Annotated in this window: 19 protein-coding genes; 11 read left to right on the top strand and 8 right to left on the bottom strand. The window is 65.6% G+C overall.

What is annotated here, in order from left to right; translation table 11 throughout:
* The first annotated feature begins 84 nt into the window (after positions 1-84).
* From hisC to QJT82_RS28420, 3 genes are all read left to right on the top strand, one after another.
* Complete coding sequence (gene hisC, locus QJT82_RS28410; RefSeq protein ID WP_028342488.1) at positions 85-1,137, top strand: histidinol-phosphate transaminase; 1,053 nt, start codon at positions 85-87, stop codon at positions 1,135-1,137.
* A gap of 95 nt (positions 1,138-1,232) precedes the next feature.
* Positions 1,233-2,135 (top strand): MBL fold metallo-hydrolase, encoded by a 903-nt coding sequence (locus QJT82_RS28415; protein ID WP_028342489.1) that lies wholly within the window; start codon positions 1,233-1,235, stop codon positions 2,133-2,135.
* A 107-nt stretch (positions 2,136-2,242) separates the two neighbouring features.
* Positions 2,243-2,431 (top strand): hypothetical protein, encoded by a 189-nt coding sequence (locus QJT82_RS28420; protein ID WP_028334959.1) that lies wholly within the window; start codon positions 2,243-2,245, stop codon positions 2,429-2,431.
* Positions 2,432-2,450: 19 nt separating this feature from the next.
* Here QJT82_RS28420 and QJT82_RS28425 read toward each other — a convergent pair whose 3' ends face one another.
* The 3 genes from QJT82_RS28425 to QJT82_RS28435 form a co-directional block, all read right to left on the bottom strand.
* Positions 2,451-2,684 carry an antibiotic biosynthesis monooxygenase family protein gene (locus QJT82_RS28425; protein ID WP_051447982.1) on the bottom strand — a complete coding sequence of 78 codons (234 nt, stop codon included), beginning with the start codon at positions 2,682-2,684 and terminating at the stop codon, positions 2,451-2,453.
* A gap of 30 nt (positions 2,685-2,714) precedes the next feature.
* Positions 2,715-4,082: an epoxide hydrolase gene (locus QJT82_RS28430; protein ID WP_051447983.1), complete on the bottom strand. Its 1,368-nt coding sequence runs from the start codon at positions 4,080-4,082 to the stop codon at positions 2,715-2,717.
* 89 nt (positions 4,083-4,171) lie between these two features.
* Complete coding sequence (locus QJT82_RS28435; protein WP_028342491.1) at positions 4,172-4,771, bottom strand: VOC family protein; 600 nt, start codon at positions 4,769-4,771, stop codon at positions 4,172-4,174.
* A 113-nt stretch (positions 4,772-4,884) separates the two neighbouring features.
* On the opposite strand from QJT82_RS28435, the gene QJT82_RS28440 reads away from it, so the two are divergent.
* The 4 genes from QJT82_RS28440 to QJT82_RS28455 all read left to right on the top strand — a co-directional run bounded on the left by QJT82_RS28440 (position 4,885) and on the right by QJT82_RS28455 (position 7,569).
* Positions 4,885-5,391: a helix-turn-helix domain-containing protein gene (locus QJT82_RS28440; protein WP_028342492.1), complete on the top strand. Its 507-nt coding sequence runs from the start codon at positions 4,885-4,887 to the stop codon at positions 5,389-5,391.
* A 99-nt stretch (positions 5,392-5,490) separates the two neighbouring features.
* Positions 5,491-5,874 (top strand): tautomerase family protein, encoded by a 384-nt coding sequence (locus QJT82_RS28445; RefSeq protein WP_028342493.1) that lies wholly within the window; start codon positions 5,491-5,493, stop codon positions 5,872-5,874.
* Between the two features lie 128 nt (positions 5,875-6,002).
* The gene (blaBJP, locus tag QJT82_RS28450) at positions 6,003-6,890 is read left to right on the top strand and encodes a BJP family subclass B3 metallo-beta-lactamase (protein WP_028342494.1); all 888 of its coding nucleotides are present in this window, start codon (positions 6,003-6,005) and stop codon (positions 6,888-6,890) included.
* A 118-nt stretch (positions 6,891-7,008) separates the two neighbouring features.
* Positions 7,009-7,569, top strand: a complete 561-nt coding sequence (locus tag QJT82_RS28455; RefSeq protein WP_080686837.1) for a DUF930 domain-containing protein — start codon at positions 7,009-7,011, stop codon at positions 7,567-7,569.
* A gap of 121 nt (positions 7,570-7,690) precedes the next feature.
* Here QJT82_RS28455 and QJT82_RS28460 read toward each other — a convergent pair whose 3' ends face one another.
* On the bottom strand, positions 7,691-7,939 hold the full coding sequence (locus QJT82_RS28460; protein WP_028342496.1) for a PepSY domain-containing protein: 249 nt from the start codon (positions 7,937-7,939) through the stop codon (positions 7,691-7,693).
* A 290-nt stretch (positions 7,940-8,229) separates the two neighbouring features.
* Here QJT82_RS28460 and mdlC point away from each other — a divergent pair, with 290 nt between their 5' ends.
* Positions 8,230-9,858, top strand: a complete 1,629-nt coding sequence (mdlC, locus tag QJT82_RS28465; RefSeq protein WP_028342497.1) for a benzoylformate decarboxylase — start codon at positions 8,230-8,232, stop codon at positions 9,856-9,858.
* Between the two features lie 210 nt (positions 9,859-10,068).
* On the opposite strand, the gene QJT82_RS28470 is transcribed toward mdlC, so the two are convergent.
* Positions 10,069-11,610 carry a 4-hydroxyphenylacetate 3-hydroxylase N-terminal domain-containing protein gene (locus QJT82_RS28470; protein WP_028342498.1) on the bottom strand — a complete coding sequence of 514 codons (1,542 nt, stop codon included), beginning with the start codon at positions 11,608-11,610 and terminating at the stop codon, positions 10,069-10,071.
* A 91-nt stretch (positions 11,611-11,701) separates the two neighbouring features.
* Between QJT82_RS28470 and QJT82_RS28475 the strand changes: the two genes are divergently transcribed.
* Positions 11,702-12,316 (top strand): TetR/AcrR family transcriptional regulator, encoded by a 615-nt coding sequence (locus tag QJT82_RS28475; RefSeq protein ID WP_245288808.1) that lies wholly within the window; start codon positions 11,702-11,704, stop codon positions 12,314-12,316.
* A 33-nt stretch (positions 12,317-12,349) separates the two neighbouring features.
* On the opposite strand, the gene QJT82_RS28480 is transcribed toward QJT82_RS28475, so the two are convergent.
* Complete coding sequence (locus QJT82_RS28480; protein ID WP_028342500.1) at positions 12,350-13,144, bottom strand: SDR family oxidoreductase; 795 nt, start codon at positions 13,142-13,144, stop codon at positions 12,350-12,352.
* A gap of 252 nt (positions 13,145-13,396) precedes the next feature.
* Positions 13,397-14,092, bottom strand: coding sequence for a hemolysin III family protein (locus tag QJT82_RS28485; protein WP_028342501.1), 696 nt, complete (start codon positions 14,090-14,092; stop codon positions 13,397-13,399).
* Positions 14,093-14,288: 196 nt separating this feature from the next.
* Here QJT82_RS28485 and QJT82_RS28490 point away from each other — a divergent pair, with 196 nt between their 5' ends.
* Together QJT82_RS28490 and QJT82_RS28495 are read left to right on the top strand one after the other, a co-directional pair.
* A complete protein-coding gene (locus tag QJT82_RS28490; RefSeq protein WP_028342502.1) occupies positions 14,289-15,752 on the top strand; it encodes a YcjX family protein in 1,464 nt (487 codons plus the stop codon).
* Positions 15,749-16,780 (top strand): TIGR01620 family protein, encoded by a 1,032-nt coding sequence (locus tag QJT82_RS28495; protein ID WP_028342503.1) that lies wholly within the window; start codon positions 15,749-15,751, stop codon positions 16,778-16,780. The genes QJT82_RS28490 and QJT82_RS28495 overlap by 4 nt, the downstream gene beginning before the upstream one ends.
* A 135-nt stretch (positions 16,781-16,915) precedes the next feature.
* On the opposite strand, the gene QJT82_RS28500 is transcribed toward QJT82_RS28495, so the two are convergent.
* Positions 16,916-18,466, bottom strand: coding sequence for a glycosyltransferase family 39 protein (locus tag QJT82_RS28500; protein ID WP_051447986.1), 1,551 nt, complete (start codon positions 18,464-18,466; stop codon positions 16,916-16,918).
* Positions 18,467-18,627 lie beyond the last annotated feature (161 nt).

Below are 18,627 nucleotides of genomic sequence, written 5' to 3' on the forward strand. Positions count from 1 at the left end.
TCATGATGCGAGGGAATAAAGAGGCGCTTTCATCAGCGCCTCGTATTCCTTATTGTGATCGCGTTCATCCCTGGATCGCAGATCATGAGTCGCTTCTGGAGTTCGGTCGTCCACAATCTGTCGCCCTACGTGCCCGGCGAGCAGCCGAAGATCGACGGCCTTATCAAGCTCAATACCAACGAAAATCCCTACCCGCCGTCGCCACGCGCGGTGGCGGCGATCACTGCGACCACGGATCGCCTGCGGCTCTATCCGGATCCGCGCGCAACCGCCCTGCGCGAGGCAATCGCGAAGCGCTACGGCGTCACGGCGGACGAGGTGTTCGTCGGCAACGGCTCGGACGAGGTGCTGGCCCACGCTTTCCCGGCGCTGCTGAAACACGATGCGCCGCTGCTTTTTCCCGACATTACCTACAGCTTCTACCCGGTCTACTGCCGCCTCTATAGCGTGAGCTACGAGACCGTGCCGCTCGACGCCTCGATGCGCGTGCAGCTTGCCGACTACCGGCGGCCCGGCAGCGCCATCCTGCTGTGCAACCCCAACGCACCGACCGGCACCGCGCTGCCGCGCGCCGCGATCGAGGCGCTGCTCGCCGAGCATCCCGACCGGCTGGTGGTGGTCGACGAGGCCTATGTCGACTTCGGCGCCGAGAGCGCCGTGCCGCTGGTCGCGCGCCACGACAATCTGCTGGTCATCCAGACGCTCTCCAAATCGCGCGCGCTGGCGGGCCTGCGGGTCGGCTTCGCGATCGGCCAGCGCCCGCTGATCGAGGCGCTGGAACGTGTCAAGGACAGCTTCAACTCCTATCCGCTCGACTGCTTCGCGATCGCGGGCGCGGTCGCCTCCATCGAGGACGAGGCGTGGTTCGAGGAGACGCGGCAACGCATCATCCGGAGCAGAGAGGCGCTGGTGCGCGGCCTCATTGAGCTGGGCTTCGAGGTGCTGCCGTCGCAGGCGAATTTCGTGTTCGCCCGCCATCCCAGCCATCGCGGCGCCGACCTCGCCGCGAAGCTGCGCGCACGCGGCGTTTTGGTGCGGCATTTCCAGAAGCCGCGGATCGAGGACTTTTTGCGCATCACGGTCGGCACCGACGATGAGTGCGGCCGCCTGCTCGGCCTGCTGCGCGGCATGGTCTGATAGCCGTTCACCGACGACGCAACTTGCGATCGACGGCGCCAACCTGCATAGTGACCGCGCGACAGGATGGCACGGTTCTCCGGGAAGGAGCGGTCATGCGATTTGCGATCGGCGATGCGACCGTCGACGTCATCGTCGACGTCATCGTCGACGACGACGATTTCGGCCTTCCGCTCGCCGAATTCCTGCCCGGATACGATCGCGGCGTGATCGAAGTACATCGCGCCACGCTGGAGCCGGTGTTTATCGACCTCGCCCGGGGCCTCGCGAAACACGCGATCCAGAGTTTTGTGGTGCGAACCGGCGGCCGGACGCTGTTGATCGACGCCTGCATCGGCGAGCACAAGGACATCCCCGAGATTCCCGCATGGCATCGGCGGCGCGGCAGCGGCTTCCTCGATCGGTTGCGTGCGTGCGGCGTCGATCCGGCCGGCATCGACGTCGTATTCTGCACCCATCTGCATGTCGATCACGTCGGCTGGAATACGCGCCAGCACAACGGCCGCTGGCAGCCGACCTTTCCCAACGCGCGCTATCTGTTCGGCCGCCGCGAGTTGGCCGACTGGATGACGCAGCATGATGCCGGGCGTGCTCCGCCGATCCACGCCCGCGCTCTGGAGCAGAGCGTCATACCGATCGTCGAGGCGGGCCGTGTCGATCTGGTCGACGACGGCCATCAGTTGGGACCGGGCCTGCGGCTGGTCCCGCTGCCGGGCCACACCAGCGGCCAGATGGGGCTGATGGTAGACTACGCACAACATCGCGCGATCTTTTGCGGCGATGCCGTGCACAACCCGGTGCAGATCTTCCAGCCCGGTCTGTCGACATCATCCTGTGCCGACCCGCAGCTCGCGGGCGAGACGCGCGCGAAGATCCTGGCAGAAGCCGCCGACAGCGGCCGTCTCGTCATACCCGCCCACTTCCGCGGCCCGCGCTGTGCCCATATTCGTCGAGACGGCGGTGGCTATGCGCCGGTGTTCGATGCCCGGCATTGGTAAGATGCAACACCCGGCGCCGCGGCTCACCAAGTGAAAGCCGGGCGTATCATCCAGTCCATTGGAACCGAAACCCGGCTTGCGCGTTCCCCGCCCTGACGGAGGACGCCATGCTTAGAGATGAACAGGTCGCGGTTCTCTGCGACATCGCCCAATCCATTGCCTTTGCCGACGACGTGCAAGGCGAGGTCGACCGGCTCATCAGGGAAGGATACGTCGCCAAGGACGGCGACCTCTACGAGCTGACGCCGAAGGCCGAGAAGGTTTTGTCCGAGCGCGGCGCCAGCCTCAAGGCGTGACGCCGCTCGCGGCAACTCCCTACGCGGCAGGCGTGCACCGCGTCGCTGATATCTTGATGCCGAGGCCTGCGCTCTCGTCGCGGAACTGCGCGATCGATCGCACATTGCGGTGCGCCTCGAACGCAGCGTCGTCCTTATAGACCTCGTAGATCAAGAGCTTTGCGGCGTTCTCGCGCGGCACCAGGATCTCGAAATTCAGCGTGCCCGGTTCATCCCTGAGCGATCGGGCGCCATGCGCCGAGAGCAGCGACAGCGCCTGATCGCGCTTCTTTGAATGTTCAGATCAGCTGCGGAGCGTCCGAAATGCGTCCCGAATCTCTCTGCTGAAGATATCGGGCTGCTCCCATGCGGCGAAGTGGCCGCCGGCTTCAGCCTGATGGAAGTAGATCAGCTTGTGATAGGCCTTTTCCGCCCAGCTCCGCGGCGCCACAAAGCTCTCGCCGGGAAACGCGGTCACGGCGGCTGGGATCGTGACATTGGCGGGCAGATAGAGGTTGGTCTTGTTCTCCCAGTATAGGCGGCCCGAAGAGATCGCCGTGTTGGTCAGCCAGTAGAGCGTGATGTTGTCGAGCACGTCGTCGCGGGTCAGTGCGCCGGCGGAATGCCCGTTGACCTCGCGCCCGAGCACGGCTGATTGCATCGCGGAGGCCGGCTGGGCATAGCCGTCGCCGTGATCGAGCAGCCAGGCGGCGAGGCCGGCCGGCGAATCTGCAAAAGCCGCAAGCGTCTGCGGGCGCGTGCCCATGATCTGCGCGTAGGCCCGCCGTTTCGCGAATTGAAGCTTGATCTGCTCGAAGGCGTGCTGCTCCTCCGCCGACATATTGTCCGGCGCAGGGCCGCCGGTGGTGACTGCCTTGAGGACCTCGGGCGGAACGACACCGGGCAGATTGACGTGGATGCCGAGCAGTTCCGGCGCACCCAGCTTGGCCATTTCATTGGAGACCGGCGACCCCCAGTCGCCGCCCTGCGCCACGAACTTGCTGTAACCGAGCCGTTTCATCAACTGGACCCAGGCCCGCGCGATGCGCTGGGGATCCCAGCCGACCGTGGTCGGCTTGCCGGAGAAGCCGTAGCCCGGCATTGACGGGATCACGAGATGAAAGGCGTCCGACGCGCTGCCGCCATGCGCGGTGGGATTGGTCAGGGGGTCGATGATCTTCATCTGCTCGATCACCGAGCCAGGCCAGCCGTGCGTGACGATCAAGGGCAGTGCATTGTCGTGTTTCGAGCGGACGTGAATAAAGTGGATGTCCACCCCGTCGATTTCGGTGATGAATTGCGGCAGGGCATTGAGCCGCGCCTCCACCTTCCGCCAGTCATAGTCGGTTTGCCAGTAGCGGACGAGATCGCGCAGCATCGCCTGCGGGACACCTTGGGAGTCGTCATTGACGATTTCCTTGTCGGACCATCGGGTTGCCGCAAGACGCTTGCGAAGGTCGACAAGATCCTCTTCGGGGATGTTGATGTGGAACGGGCGGATCGCATCACTCTCGGCCGCCACGGCCGGATGCATGGGGAACAGGCCTGCTGCACCAGCGGCGGCAAGGCCCAACGCCGCGCCGGTGAGCAGCCTGCGTCGGTCCTGGTCGATGGCGTCCTGCTCCGATTGGTTTGTTGCGATTGCAACTGATGTGTTCGATGGCGTTGTCATTGGACGTTCCCCTGGGATGAGAGGCTGTCGGCAGAGCCGCGATCGCCCCGGCGGTGGTCAGGATGGAATTGCGTCAATGAAGCTCCTCGTCACTCCGGCAGCGGCTTGCCGGCCTGCTCGTGCACGATGTAGTCGGCGTACCAGTCCGGCCAGTTCGCATCGTGGCCGCCGGTTCGCTTCTCGTGCTCGCCATGCGCGGCTGCCGCGCGCCGGAGCGCCGCGGCAAGATCAGCGGATGAAGCGAAAGTCGTGCTGTTTCCGTCGACGCGACCGGGCAGGCGCTGTGTCACCTGCTGCAGCAGCCAGACATTGCCGTCGGGATCGTTGAAGGTGGCGAGCGAACCGTAGCTCGGCCGCTCCGGATCGGATCCCTTGACGCGGCCCGCCGCCCCGCGATGAAACACCTCGCTGACATCGACGCCACGCGCGATCAGCTCGGCACGCGCCGCCTCGATGTCGTTCACGATCAGGAAGCGCGGCAGCGCGGATCCCTTGTCGAGATGGATCGAGGTCGGCGAGCCCGGCGGCGTCAGCTGCAGCGCCCGGGATCCGTCCGCCCTGACGAAATCGGCGTCGAGCCGCCAGCCGAGATCTTCATAGAAGCGCTTGGCCCGGTCGACATCGGACACGGGAAGCACCACGACCTCGAGCTTCATGTCGATACCCGGTTTCCTGCTTTCGGTACTCATGGCGCGCTCCTTGAAATGTGAGGGACCGGGCCGGAAACGCCCGTTGCACCCACGTTGACGATAGCCCATATTGCTATGAAAATCATAGTAACAATGCAGATGAAGAAAACGTGATGGCAAGGCCAAAGGGCAATCCTGCTGACCAAACCCTGTGTCCGGTGGCGCGCGCGGAGACCGTGGTGGGCGATCGCTGGACCGTGCTGGTGCTGCGCGAGCTGTTCGCGCGCAACCATCGCTTCGAAGAGATTCAGGCCTATACCGGCGCGACCCCGCAGATGCTCACCGCGCGGCTGAAGAAGCTGGAGGCGGGCGGACTGGTGACGCGGCGCGTTTACAACAAGCGTCCGTTGCGCCACGAATATCATTTGACGGAGAAGGGCGCGGCGTTCTTCCCCGTCATGTTCGCGCTGCGCGCCTGGGGCGAGACCTGGTGCAAATCACCCAAGGACGGTCTTTCCATGAACTATACGCACCTCAGCTGCGGCAAGCCGGCGGGGCTCGGTCCGCTCTGTCAGTCCTGCGGCAAGCCGCTGCATTGGGCGGACATGGTGGCGGAGCGAACGCCCAAATATCAGAGAGAGCGCGATGCGCGCTGGGAGGCCTTCAAGGCGGCCCGCTGAACGAAACGACCGCGCCGGCGCAAGCGGACAATGCCCGTTCGCGCTGTCGCACATCCCGATCAACGCGGGGCGGAGCCTCGCACAACACAGGAGACCACCATGCCATTCGTTCGCATCGACCTGAAGCGCGGCAAGTCCGCCGAATATCGCAAGACGCTGGGCGAGATCGTCTACAAGGCGATGCGCGAGGTGATCAACGTCCCCGAGAACGACAAGTTTCAGGTCATCACCGAGCACGACCGTGGCGATCTGAACTACGCCGACAACTATCTCGGCAATACCTACAGCGACGATCTCGTCTTCATCCAGATCACCATGAATGCCGGGCGCACCATCGAGATGAAGAAGGCGTTCTACAAGCGGATCGTGGACGACTATCAGAGCCAGCTGCAGGGCCGGCCGGACGACGTTGTCATCAACCTCGTTGAGGTCGCCAAGGAGAACTGGTCGTTCGGCCACGGCATCGCGCAATACGCGAGCTGAACGCAGAACAGGAATGCGCCGGACGGACGGCCGTCTGCCTGCCGGCTTGCCTTCCGCCGCTTGCGGACGGCTTTGCCAGCACGCATAGTCCCGCCCGTGCACGAACAACAACAAGCAGGGAGGCAACCATGAGGACGATCGCAGCCGCGCTGTGCGCGCTCACGCTGATCGCAACCGATGCGCAGGCACAGACGCTCAAGGACTTCATGGCCGTTGTCATGAAGAAATGGACCGCGCCGTTCGAACCGTTCCAGCTCATCGACAATATCTACTATGTGGGCACCGACGGGATCGCGGTCTACGTCGTCAAGACGTCGCAGGGGTTGATCCTGATGGACACGGCGATGCAACAGTCGACCGGCATGATCAAGGACAACATCGCCAAGCTCGGCTTCAGGGAAGGCGACATCAAGATCATCCTCAACACCCACGCCCATCTCGATCACACCGGCGGCTTTGCCGAGATCAAGAAGGAGACCGGCGCGCAACTGATCGCCGGCGAGCGTGACAAGCCGCTGCTCGAGGGCGGTTACTATCCGGGCGACGAGAACAACGCCGATCTCGCCTTTACGCCTGTGAAGGTCGACCGCACCGTCAAGGAAGGCGACAAGGTGACGCTCGGCGACGTCACGCTCACGGCGCACACCACCCCCGGCCATTCGCCCGGCTGCACCAGCTGGGAGATGACGGTGAAGGACGGAAATCAGCAACGCAACGTGCTGTTCTTCTGCAGCGGAACGGTGGCGCTGAACCGGCTGGTCGGCCGTCCGACCTATCCCGGCATCGTCGACGACTACCGCTCGACCCTCGCCAGGGTCAAGGCGATGAAGGTCGACGTATTGCTCGGGCCGCATCCGGAGGTCTACGACATGCAGGCCAAGCGGGCGCAGATGAAGGACGGCGCGCCGAATCCGTTCGTCAAGCCGGGCGAGAATGCCACCTATGTGGCCGGGCTGGAGCAGGATTTCGACAAGCAGCTCGCCAAGCAGACCGCGGCGTTGCAAAAGTCGAACTAGGTATCCCAGCGAAAGGTCATACCGTCATCCTGAGGAGCCGCGAAGCGGCGTCTCGAAGGATCGACGGCCCGGTTTGTGGCCACGCATCCTTCGAGGCTCGCTCCGCTCGCACCTCAGGATGACGTGGAACAGCCGCCAATACGATTTTCAGCCGTTGCTGCGGCCACATCGTCAGGCGATCCACCGACCGGTGGATTGCTTTTCCCACGTACCTGCGAGCACGAATTCGTGGATTGAAGCCCGCGGCTCTTCTGTATATGGCAAAGCCCTGGTTAACCACTTTCCCGACGAGGACCTGTTGAGACTGCTTCTTCTGGTGTCGCTGCTCGTGCTCTCCGTTCCCGCCTGCGCACAGGACCAGCGCTTTCTCGACAGCCTGCGTCACGTCGAGCCGGCAACAAGGCTAGAGCAAGTCTGCGACTATGCCGTCATGTCCGACATCAACCGCGACACCGGGCGACAGGCCGACAGGGCAAAGTCCGACGTGATCTCCAGCCCGTCGCACCATGGCGATACGGTGATCGCAAAAGGCGGCGCGTTCCGGAGCAAAGGCCAGTGGTTCTCGTTGAGCTATACCTGCAAGGGCACTCCCGACCACCTGCATGTAACCAGCCTGCAATACAAAGTCGGTGAGGCTATTCCGACGTCGAAATGGGCGTCGCTGGGCCTTTGGCGCTAGTCTCAGCGAGCGGAACGTTTCAACAGGCGCGGCCTTCATCTCCGCTTCCGGTGCAGCAGGCGGATCGCATGCAGCCATCTCACCGCAGCGCAGCCACGAGCAGGCGCGAAGGCGGCGGATATCAATTCTTTGGCTCGTTCTTGGTCAACTGTCCGGTGTGCGGGTCGATGTGCAACTCGTACGTCTTGCCATCCTTCACTGCATCGCCTTCCCAATGGCCGTCGTCAGCCTCCAGATCCGTGATATTCGTGTAGCCCAGACTATGAAGCCGATCGACAATCTGTTGCTTGGTGAGCCAGTCCGCGCCCGGAACGTCAGCGAGCGCTGAAGTGGACAGAACGGCAAAGAACAAAACGAGTATCGTCTTCATGCGTGCCTCCTTCGCTTGACCATCGCTTATCCGCGGCCGGAACTCGTGCCACACCTCAACGCCGACCGGCTGGCGGGGTTGCAGGGCACAGGTCAAAAGCGGAATATTCCGACGCAGGCTCAAGGCACTCGGTACGCCTCACCTTGGAGCACGACGTCGGCTGGCGCTCGATTGGACAGCGTCCGAACCGTATCCTAGAACGATCAGACGATCCAAGACGCGCTCGTTGGACGTCAAGGCCGATCTCCGTTGCCTGTAACGAGCGTATCGCCAACTCCCGGGGTTCAATGATGTCGTCCCGCAAACCCGCCGCCAGCAAAGGCAAGACCGTCACCGTCAAGGACGCCACATTCGGCCTGCTCCGCGCATGGGGCATCAACAAGGTGTTCGGCAATCCCGGCTCGACCGAGCTGCCGTTCCTGAGCGACTGGCCCGACGACATCGACTACGTGCTCGGCCTGCAGGAGGCATCCGTCGTCGGCATGGCCGACGGCTATGCGCTGGCGACGCGCAATGCCGGTTTCGTCAATCTGCATTCGGCGGCCGGCGTCGGCAACGCGCTCGGCAACATCTACAACGCCTATCGCAACCAGACCCCGCTGGTGATCACCGCGGGCCAGCAGGCGCGCTCGATCATGCCGCTGCAGGCCTTCCTCTATGCCGAGCGGGCCTCCGAATTCCCCAGGCCTTACGTGAAATTCGCGGTCGAGCCGGCGCGCGCCGAAGACGTGCCTGCCGCGATCGCGCGCGCCTATTATGTCGCGATGCAGCCGCCCTGCGGGCCGACCTTCGTCTCGGTGCCGATCGACGACTGGGCGCATGCGACGCAGCCGCTCGACGCGCGCCAGGTCAGCCGCGACATCGGCCCCGATCTGTCGGCGATGCAGGCGCTGGTGGCCGCGCTCGGCGAGGCCAAGCGCCCTGCCCTCGTCGTCGGCCCGGCGGTCGATCGTGCCGAAGCGGTCGATCTCATGGTTGACGTCGCCGAGAAGACCAAGGCCGCGGTCTGGGCCAGCCCGTTCTCGGCGCGCTGCTCGTTCCCCGAGCGGCATGCGCAGTTTGTCGGCTTCCTGCATGCCGCGCCGGGCCAGCTCTCCGACGCACTGCGCGGTCACGATCTTGTCGTCGTGGTCGGCGCGCCGGTCTTCACCTTCCATGTCGAGGGCCATGCCGCGATCTTCGACGGCTCGACCACAATCTTCCAGATCACCGACGATCCGGACGCCGCCGCGATGACACCGACCGGTCACAGCATCGTCGCGACGATGAAGCCCGCGCTGACGGCGCTGCTCGAGATGCTGCCCGAGACCAGGCGCACCGCGCCGGCCGGCCGTGTCCTGCCGCCGGCACCGGCCGCCGGCGACCCGATCCCCGCCGAATATGCGCTGCACGCGCTCTCGGCCGCTATGGGGCCGCATGATGCGCTGGTCGAGGAAATACCGTCGCACCGCCCGCTGATGCAGAAGGCGATGCCGATGCACGGCCAGGACAGCTTCTACACCATGGCGAGCGGCGGCCTCGGCTACAGCCTGCCGGCCGCGGTCGGCATGGCGCTCGGTCGACGTCAGGGACGCACGGTTTGCCTGATCGGCGACGGCTCGGCGATGTATTCGATCCAGGCGCTGTGGACATCGGCGCAGCGCAAGCTGCCGCTGACGGTCGTGGTGCTCAACAATTCCGGCTATGGCGCGATGCGCTCGTTCAGCCAGGTGATGCAAGTGCGCAACGTGCCGGGCCTCGATTTGCCCGGCATCGATTTCGTCAAGCTCGCCGAAGGCATGGGCTGCGACGCCGTGCGGGTGACGAAGTCAGCCGAACTCGCCGGCGCCTACCAGCGCGCCCTGTCGCATCAGGGCACCAGCCTGATCGAGGTGATGGTGGATTCCGCGGTGCCGCTGCTTTACGCGCAGAAGGCGTGAGCGCAGCGGCGATGGCCCTCAGCAGGGCATCGTGGAGCTATGTTAGCTGATCTTGCGGCAGACCTGCCTGCACCTCTCCCGCTTGCGGGGGAGGTCGCATCGCATTGAAGATGCGATGCGGGTGGGGGATTTTTCCACGATGTGACTCGCGGAGAGAACCCCCACCCCAGCCCTCCCCCGCAAGCGGGAGAGGGAGCCTGGCGGACGTGCTCACCTGACGAGATCGGACTCCTGCTCCAGCGCCGCTGGCGCCGGCACCTCGCAGCCGGTCGCGCAGCAGCGTCCGGGCTGCTTCGACACCCGCTGTCCCTGGTCGACAAGGCCGCGGCCGAGCAGATTCTCGACCAGCTCGGCCTTCTCCATGACAGGATAGTTGCGCCAGATCTCGCGCTTCATCGCCTCCGGCGAGCCGCCGCCGTGCAACGAGATCACCGAATACCAGCCGGCCTCGTGCGAGACGGTGAGGTCCTCGATCAGCCGTGCCACCTCGGCGCGCTGGTCGGCCGGGATATCGGGACGTCCGCCCATGACAGCGGCAAGCGAGGCGCGCGTTTCCGGATTGTGATCCTCGTCGGGACCCGGCAGCGCGACGATCAGCCCGCCGGAGACGTAATGCGCGACGCGGTGCATGTCGTAGATCTTGGTCGCCAGCAGCAGCTTGCCGATGTTGGAGAACACCGCATCCGGCATCACCGAGCCCGCCGGATCCTTCGTGCAGTAGACCGAGGAGGCGACGCCGCAGGCGTAGAAGCTTTCGGTGATGGTGATCAGCTCGACCATTGCCTCGCGGATATGCGCATGCTTCTCGGCATCGAGCCCGTTGGCCTCGATCATCAGCGCGCTGGCGCCGATCAATAGATCGCCGAAGCCGGCACGGGCGCCGATGCAGGAATGGCGGTGGTGCGTGGCGTAGGACGTGGTGAGGAAGCCGCCCTCCTCGGTCTCGCCGGCGAGGAACACGCGGCCATGCGGCACGAACACGTCGTCGAACATCACGACGCCGACCGACTGGCCGTACTTCGCCGAGAATTTCGCCGCGGCATCGCCGGGCCGGCCGGCCGGGCGCGCGACGATGGTGACGCCGGGCGCATCGACCGGCACCGCGCAACAGACCGCAAAATCCTTGTCGGCAGGCACATGGGTGCGGCACGGCATGACCAGGAATTCGTGCATGTAGGGCGCGCCGGTCACGATCGCCTTGGTGCCGCGGATCACGATGCCGTCGGGGCGGCGCTCCTTGATATGGACGTAGACGTCCGCGTTGGCTTGCAGGCCCGGTCGCTTCGAGCGGTCGCCCTTGGCGTCGGTCATGGCGATGCCGAGCGTCAGATCCTGGTCCTGCACCTCGTGCAGATAGTTGAGGAAGCGCTGGCTGTAATCGGTGCCGTGGCGATCGTCGGTCAGCCTGGTCGCCTGATAGAGACCGTTCAGCGCATCATGGCTCAGGTAGCGCTGCGCGCAGCCCGACGTCCTGCACACCAGCCGCACCGCCTCGAGCTTGTCGAGCAGGTCCTGCGAGCTCTGATTGATGTGGAGCATGCGGTTGACGGTCTTGCCCGAGGTACCCTGCCGCGCCGTCATGATCGGCACGTGCTCGGGCTGCAGCGCGAAATCATAGGTCACGCCGACGCCCGCCACGCCGGGCGCCAGCAACGGCTCGTCCGCGACGCTCGCAACGGCCGCGCCGTTGACGAACACACGCGGCTTGTAGCGGCGCAGGGATTCCCGGTAGTCCGCAGCCGTCATCAGCATGGCGCTTCTCCCTTGCTCATTTATTCTAACGTTGTTAAATTATCTAACGCTGTTAGAATTGAGTCAAGAACGGATTCGCCGGGCCATGCAGATGCGCGAGAGCAGGAGGGAAGCGGTCAGCCGCCACAAGCGGGAGCTGATCCTCGACGCGGCGCGCAGCGTGTTCGCGGAGGAAGGCCTCGAGGGCGCGAGCCTGCGGGCGATCGCGACGCGGGCCGGCTACACGCCGGCGGCGCTGTATTTCCATTTCGATTCCAAGGAGGCGATCTATGCCGAGGTGCTGCAGCAATCGCTGGCATCGCTCGGCGAAGCCGTCAGCGCGGCGGTCGCGACGACACGCGGCGCCAAGCAGAAGCTGCACGCCGCAGGCATGGGCTTCTTCCGCTATTACGCGGAGCACCCGCGCGACCTCGATCTCGGCTTCTACCTGTTCCGCGGCGGCATGAAGCCGGCCGGGCTAGGCCATGACCGCGACCACGCGCTGAACGCCGCACTGGAGGCGGCACTGCATCCGATCGCCGAAGCCGCTGAAGCGCTCGGCGCGTCGAGGCAGAAGGCGAACACCGTGATGGTCGACTGCTTCGCGCATGCGACCGGCCTGCTGCTGTTGCTGCACACCGGCCGCATCAGGATGTTCGGCGCGTCGGCGCCCGATCTGATGGACGCCTATCTGCGCGACAGGATCGCACAACTCGCCAGGGAGTGACCCGGATTACGCTTCGCTTCATCCGGGCCGGTCTCACTTCCCGTGCGCTTCCCGCATCTTGGCCTGGATCTTGGCCATGCCGCCGATCCAGCGGTCGTAATTCTCGGTCTTCTTGCGCATGTAGCCGAGCACCTGCGGGTGCGGCAGGATCAGGAAGGTCTCCTGCTCGATGCCCTTGAGCGCATCCTGCGCGACCTGCTCGGCGGAAAGATCGCCGTCACCGGACTGCGGGCCCTTCGGGATCGAGCGCAGCATGTTGGTGTCGACGCCCTGCGGGCAGAGGATCGAGACCTTGATGTTGTCGGCGCGGTGCGAGATCGCGAGGTTTTCCGCAAAGCCGACCGCGGCGTGCTTGGTGGTCGAGTAGGCCGGGCTGCCGACCTGCGACAACAGGCCCGCGGCCGAGATCGTGTTGAGGAAATATCCGCCGCCGCGCGCCTTCATGCGCGGCACCAGATGCCGCGCGGCATAGACATGCGCCATCACATGGATCGCCCAGCTCCGCGACCACGGCTCGTCCGAGGTGCCGCCGGCGTTCACCGACAACGGATCGAAGCCGCCGCCGATGCCGGCGTTGGAGCAGAACAGCGCGATCGGGCCGAACATGCGCTCGGTCTCTTCGATCACGTGCAGGATGTTCTTCTCCTGCCCGACGTCGCATTTGAAGGCGGCGCCGCCGACCGTGGCCGCGATCTTCTCGGCCGCGCCGTGATCGAGGTCGACGACCACGACCTTCGATGCGCCCGCGGCGTGGAATGCCTCGCACAACGCCTTGCCGATGCCATTGCCACCGCCGGTGACCACCACAACCTTACCTGCCACCTGCATGGCCATCCTCCCGATATCTTTGCTTGCACACTGTCGCTTTACCCACTCGCTCCTGCGTGTCCCGTCACCCCCGCGCAACGGCGAAGCCGTTGTCGCTGGAGGAGCGCGGCACGCGCGTCTCGAAGGGTCGACGGCCACCAGCCGGGCCGTGCATCCTTCGAGACGCGCTCCGCGCTCCTCAGGATGACGGGACAAAGCGCAACGGGCGTATCACGAAGCATGATAGCCCATTCGCCGCAGATGGCGAGAGCTTCAACTGGCCAGCACGACGTCGAACACCGCCGTATAGTGGCAGGCGGCCCCGAGCAGCACGAAGCAGTGCCAGATCGCGTTCTGGAAACGCAGCCGGCGCCAGGAGTGGAAGATCACCCCCAGGCTGTAGAGGATGCCGCCGGCCAGCACGAAGCCGAGCGCCATCGCCGGCAGCACCTTGACGACGGCGTCGTAGAGCATGATGCCGCTCCAGCCCATCGCAAGGTAGAGCCCGACCGAGAGCCGGTCGAAGCGGCCGGGATAGCGTAGCTTCAGCCAGATCCCGACGATCGCCACGCACCACACCCCGACCAGCAACGCGATCGCGAAAGTGCTGTCCTTCAGTTCCACGATGAACGGCGTATAGGTCGCGGCGATCAGCAGATAGATCGCGGAATGATCGAAGCGCCGCAGCACCCATTTGGCGCGCGACACCGGCCACAGATTATAGGTCGCCGACAGCACCAGCATCGCGAGCAGGCCGGCGACATAGACCGAGACCACGGCGATGTCGAACGGGCCGGCATAGACCGCGGTCAGCACGATCAGTGCGGTGGCGGCGACCAGCCCGAACGCGACGCCGACGAGATGAATGACGCCGTCGGCGATCAGCTCGGCACGGTCGTAGTTCCACAGCGCGGCGCCGGCCGCGTGGATCGAGGTCGAGGCAAGTTGCTTCAGGCGGAAGACCGTCATGCAGGCTTTCCCGTGGGCCGATGGACGATGGGTAGCGCGGGCATGGTGACGCGTTCAATTCCCTTGCCCCCTTACCATCCCCTCGCCCGTAAAGGCGCCGGAAATGTGAAGCTTGATTTTGGCCCGATAATCGCCACTTTGCGGGTGATCGCCCGCCCCTTTTGGTCCCTCCTGCCGGGTTTTTCGTTAACCCTCCATGCCCCCCAGCTTCACTGATATCGTCGAGGAAGCCCGTCTCTCGGCGCGGGCGCTGCTCGACTATGGCGAGGGATTCTTCAACCCGACGGTGCGGCTCGGCGTCACCGGCCTGTCGCGCGCCGGCAAGACCGTGTTCATCACCGCGCTGGTGCACGGCCTGACCCGCGGCGGCCGCTTCCCGGTGTTCGAGGCCTATGCCTCGGGGCGGATCGCGCGCGCCTATCTCGCCCCGCAGCCCGACGATGCGGTGCCGCGCTTCGCCTATGAGAACCATGTCCGGACATTGGTCGAGGAGCGGACCTGGCCGAGCTCGACCATCGACATCTCCGAGCTCCGTCTCGTGATCGAGTATCAGCGGCAAAATGGCGCGGACCGCACGCTGACCCTCGATATCGTCGACTATCCCGGCGAGTGGCTGCTCGACTTGCCGCTGCTCAACAAGAGCTACGAGCAATGGTCGGCGGAAAGCCTTGCGCTGTCGCGCGAGCCGCTGCGCGCCAAACTCGCGGCGCCCTGGCACGCCCATCTCGCGACGCTGAAGCCCGAGGCCAGAGAGGACGAGCAGGCCGCGCTCACCGAAGCACGCCTGTTCACCGACTATCTGCGCGCCTGCCGCGACGAGCGCTTCGCGATGAGCCTGTTGCCGCCCGGCCGCTTCCTGATGCCCGGCAATCTCGCCGACACGCCGGCACTCACCTTTGCACCGCTCGACGTGCCCGCAGGCGGCAGCGCGGGTGACGGCTCGCTGTGGGCGATGATGCGGCGGCGCTTTGAAGCCTACAAGGACGTCGTGGTGCGGCCGTTCTTCCGCGACCATTTCGCGCGGCTCGACCGCCAGATCGTGCTGGCCGATGCGCTCGCCGCATTCAACGCCGGCCCTGAGGCGCTGCACGATCTCGAAGCCGCGCTCGCCGGCATTCTCGACTGCTTCCGGATCGGCCGCAGCACGATCCTGAGCGCGCTGTTCCGGCCGCGCATCGACCGCATCCTGTTCGCGGCAACCAAGGCCGACCATCTGCACCATCAGAGCCACGACCGGCTGGAGGCCGTGCTGCGGCGGATCGTGGCCAAGGCCGCCGAGCGCGCGGAATATGCCGGCGCCGACATCGACGTCGTCGCGCTCGCCGCGGTGCGCGCCACGCGCGAGGCGCAGGTCCAGCGCGGGCGCGACCGGCTGCCGTCGATCCTCGGCACGCCGGCGCCGGGCGAGGTCGCCAATGGCGAGCGGCTTGACGGCGAGACGGAGGTTGCGACCTTTCCGGGCGACCTGCCCGACAATCCGGAGGAGCTGTTCAACGGCGGTTTCCGCGGTCTCTCAAACTCAGACACAGAGGCCGCAGACTACCGCTTCCTGCGCTTCCGTCCGCCAAAGCTGGAACGAAACGGCGATGCAGAGCCGGCGCTGCCTCACATCCGCCTTGACCGCGCCCTCCAGTTCCTGATCGGAGACAAACTGCAATGAACGAGAAGACGCCCCCGCGGCGGCCGGCGACGTTCAAGCTCGACGATCCCGGCGTGGTCGTGATGGATCCGGACGACGGCGGCCGCCTCACCCGCGGCACGATCCAGATCGTGCCCGAGGCCGAGCCCGCGCAGCTCCCGGTCCCGGTTGATACGCCGCTGGTGCCGGCGCGCCGCGGCTTCCGCTGGGGCACGCTGTTCTGGAGCGCGGTCGCGGGCCTCGTGGTGCTCGGCACCGGGCTTGGCGTCATCAATCTGGTTGAGGATCTGTTCGCACGCAATGAAGGCCTCGGCGTCCTCGGGCTGGGACTCGCCGTCATCGCCGCGGTGGCGCTCGCGGTCGTCACGACGCGCGAGCTGGTCGGTCTGGCGCGGCTTGCGACCATCGAGAAGCTGCATCTGCGCGCCGCCGAGGTGCTGATCAGCGACGACCGCGCCGCGAGCCGGGTGATCGTCGCCGATTTGCTCAAGCTCGCGCACCAGACCCCGCAGCTCGCCCGCGCCCGCAGCACGCTGCAGAGCCACACCGACGACATCATCGACGGCGCCGACATGATCCGCCTCGCCGAGCGCGAGTTGATGACGCCGCTCGACGAGGAGGCGCGACGGCTGGTATCGACCGCCGCGCAACGCGTCTCGGTCGTCACCGCGGTCAGCCCGCGCGCGATGATCGACGTGCTGTTCGTGTTCGTGGCGAGCTTGCGGATGATCCGGCAGCTGGCGCGGCTCTATGGCGGCCGGCCCGGCGCGCTCGGCATGATCCGCCTGCTGCGCCACGTCATCGCGCATCTCGCCATCACCGGCGGCATGGCCGCGAGCGACAGCCTGATCCAGCAGATGCTCGGTCACGGCATCGCGGCAAAACTATCACAACGCCTCGGCGAAGGCATGCTCAACGGCCTGTTGACCGCCCGGCTCGGCCTCGCCGCGATCGACGTCACCCGTCCGCTTCCCTTCAACGCCCTGCCGCGCCCGGCGCTAACGGATCTCGCGAAGGACCTGATCCGCAAGCGCGAGGAAGAGGAATAGCGCTTCTCTTGAGCGAGCAGTGCTCGTTGCTGCGCTCTCTCCCCTTGTGGGAGAGGGCAACTCAGTTGTTCACCACGCCCGCGCTTGGGTGAGGGGTCTCCATCCATACGCACCTCGCCCGCGGAGAGAGACCCCTCATCCGGCAGCCTTCGGCTGCCACCTTCTCCCACAAGGGGAGAAGGTGATCTCGCAACGCTCCGCCAGCATCGCCAGCACGCGCCAGCGGAAGAAGGTGGTGTCCGGCGGCGGCGACAGATCGGGCGTCCAGCCGCTGATCTTCTCCAGCGAATAGGTGTCCATCACCATGCCGCGCCAGCTGCGCGTCACGCGCTCCAGCAGCTGGCGCACCGCTGTCGTCTCGCTCCACAGCGGCAGATTGTTCTCGGGCTCGCGCCCGACATAGATGCCGGCGTGATCGCGGATCTTGCTCATGCCGGGATCGGCAAAGCCCTGGAAGCGGCCGCGCTCGTTGATTTCGATGACCGTCACCTTCCCGCGCAGCAACCAGCGCAGCATCGCATAGGTGCGGTAATCCGTGGTCGCGACCCAGGTCGCGCCGGTCGCCTCAACCTGCGCCAGGGTACGCGCGGCCACCACATCGTAGCCCGCCTCGGTGCCGATCGGATCGGTGCGGCCGATCAGATTCCACGGCGCGAACATGTAATAGAGGAAGACGCAGACCACGAACACGATGCCCGTGGTGATCGCGGTCCGCGCCCAATAGACCGTCGATTTGACGAGCCCGACCGACCAGCCCTCGAACGGCATCCGCGTGACGTTGATGGCAATTGCCGCGAAGCCGGCCGGCCACAGGAACATCGGCCAGGTGTCGCCGACCCGCAGCGTGAAGGACTTCCAGAGGAAGTAGACGAACGGCACCAGCACCGCAGTCGCCAGCAGGATCGCGACCGGCTCGCGCTTGCGATAGCCGCGCCATGCCGTCAGCGCGGTGCCGAACAGCGTCACCGGCAGCAGCACGAAGCCGACCAGGCCGAACTGCATGCCGATAAACTCGCCGACGGTGCGCACCGCGAAGGCGCGCTCGGCGGTGGCGCGCACCGCCTGGAAGCGGAACGAGGCCCAGTCGTGCCCGGCATTCCAGATCAGCACCGGCGCGAACACGATAATCGCGATCAGCGCGGCAAGATACGGATACGGGCTGCGCAGCCAGCGCCAGCGCCAATCCGGCACCAGCGCAAAGGCGAGCACCGCCGGCGCGAACATGATCGCGGTGAATTTCGACAGCAGCGACAGCCCGGCAAACAGCCCGGCAGCGAGCCACCAGCGTCCGTCACCACTTTGCGCAAGCCGGACCAGCGACCACAGCATCGCCACCGAAAACGGGATCAGCGCCGTATCGGGCGCGACCTTGGCCATCAAGAGGCCGTAATACAGCGCCGCCTCCGGCAGCAGCAGCGCCAGCATCACGGCGCGGACGTTGTTGGCCGTCACGCGGCGGACGATGTCGGCGAGCAGGAGCTGGGTGGCCAGCATCGCCACGATGCCGCCGAGGCGGACGCCGAGATTGGTGTCGCCGAGGATCGCGGTGCCGAAGCGGATGAACCAGGCAACCATCGGGGGATGGTCGAGGAACGACAGCACGTTTTCCTTCGACCAGGTCCAGTAATAGGCCTCGTCGGTGCGCAGATCGAGCGCATGGGCGTAGACCAGCCGCATCGCGGTCATGGCAACGATCACGGCAATGACGCCCCGCCAGTCCGGCACGCGCAAACGGGCCGGCTTAACGCTGTTGTTATCGGCTCCAGGTTCGGCTTGGGCTATCGTCACGGCGCGCTTTTTGTTCGACTCTTAACGGGGTGTCAACGTGCCGCGCGGCCCGCTCTCGC

Source organism: Bradyrhizobium sp. Mp19 (genome assembly GCF_029952935.1).
Taxonomy (GTDB): domain Bacteria; phylum Pseudomonadota; class Alphaproteobacteria; order Rhizobiales; family Xanthobacteraceae; genus Bradyrhizobium; species Bradyrhizobium elkanii.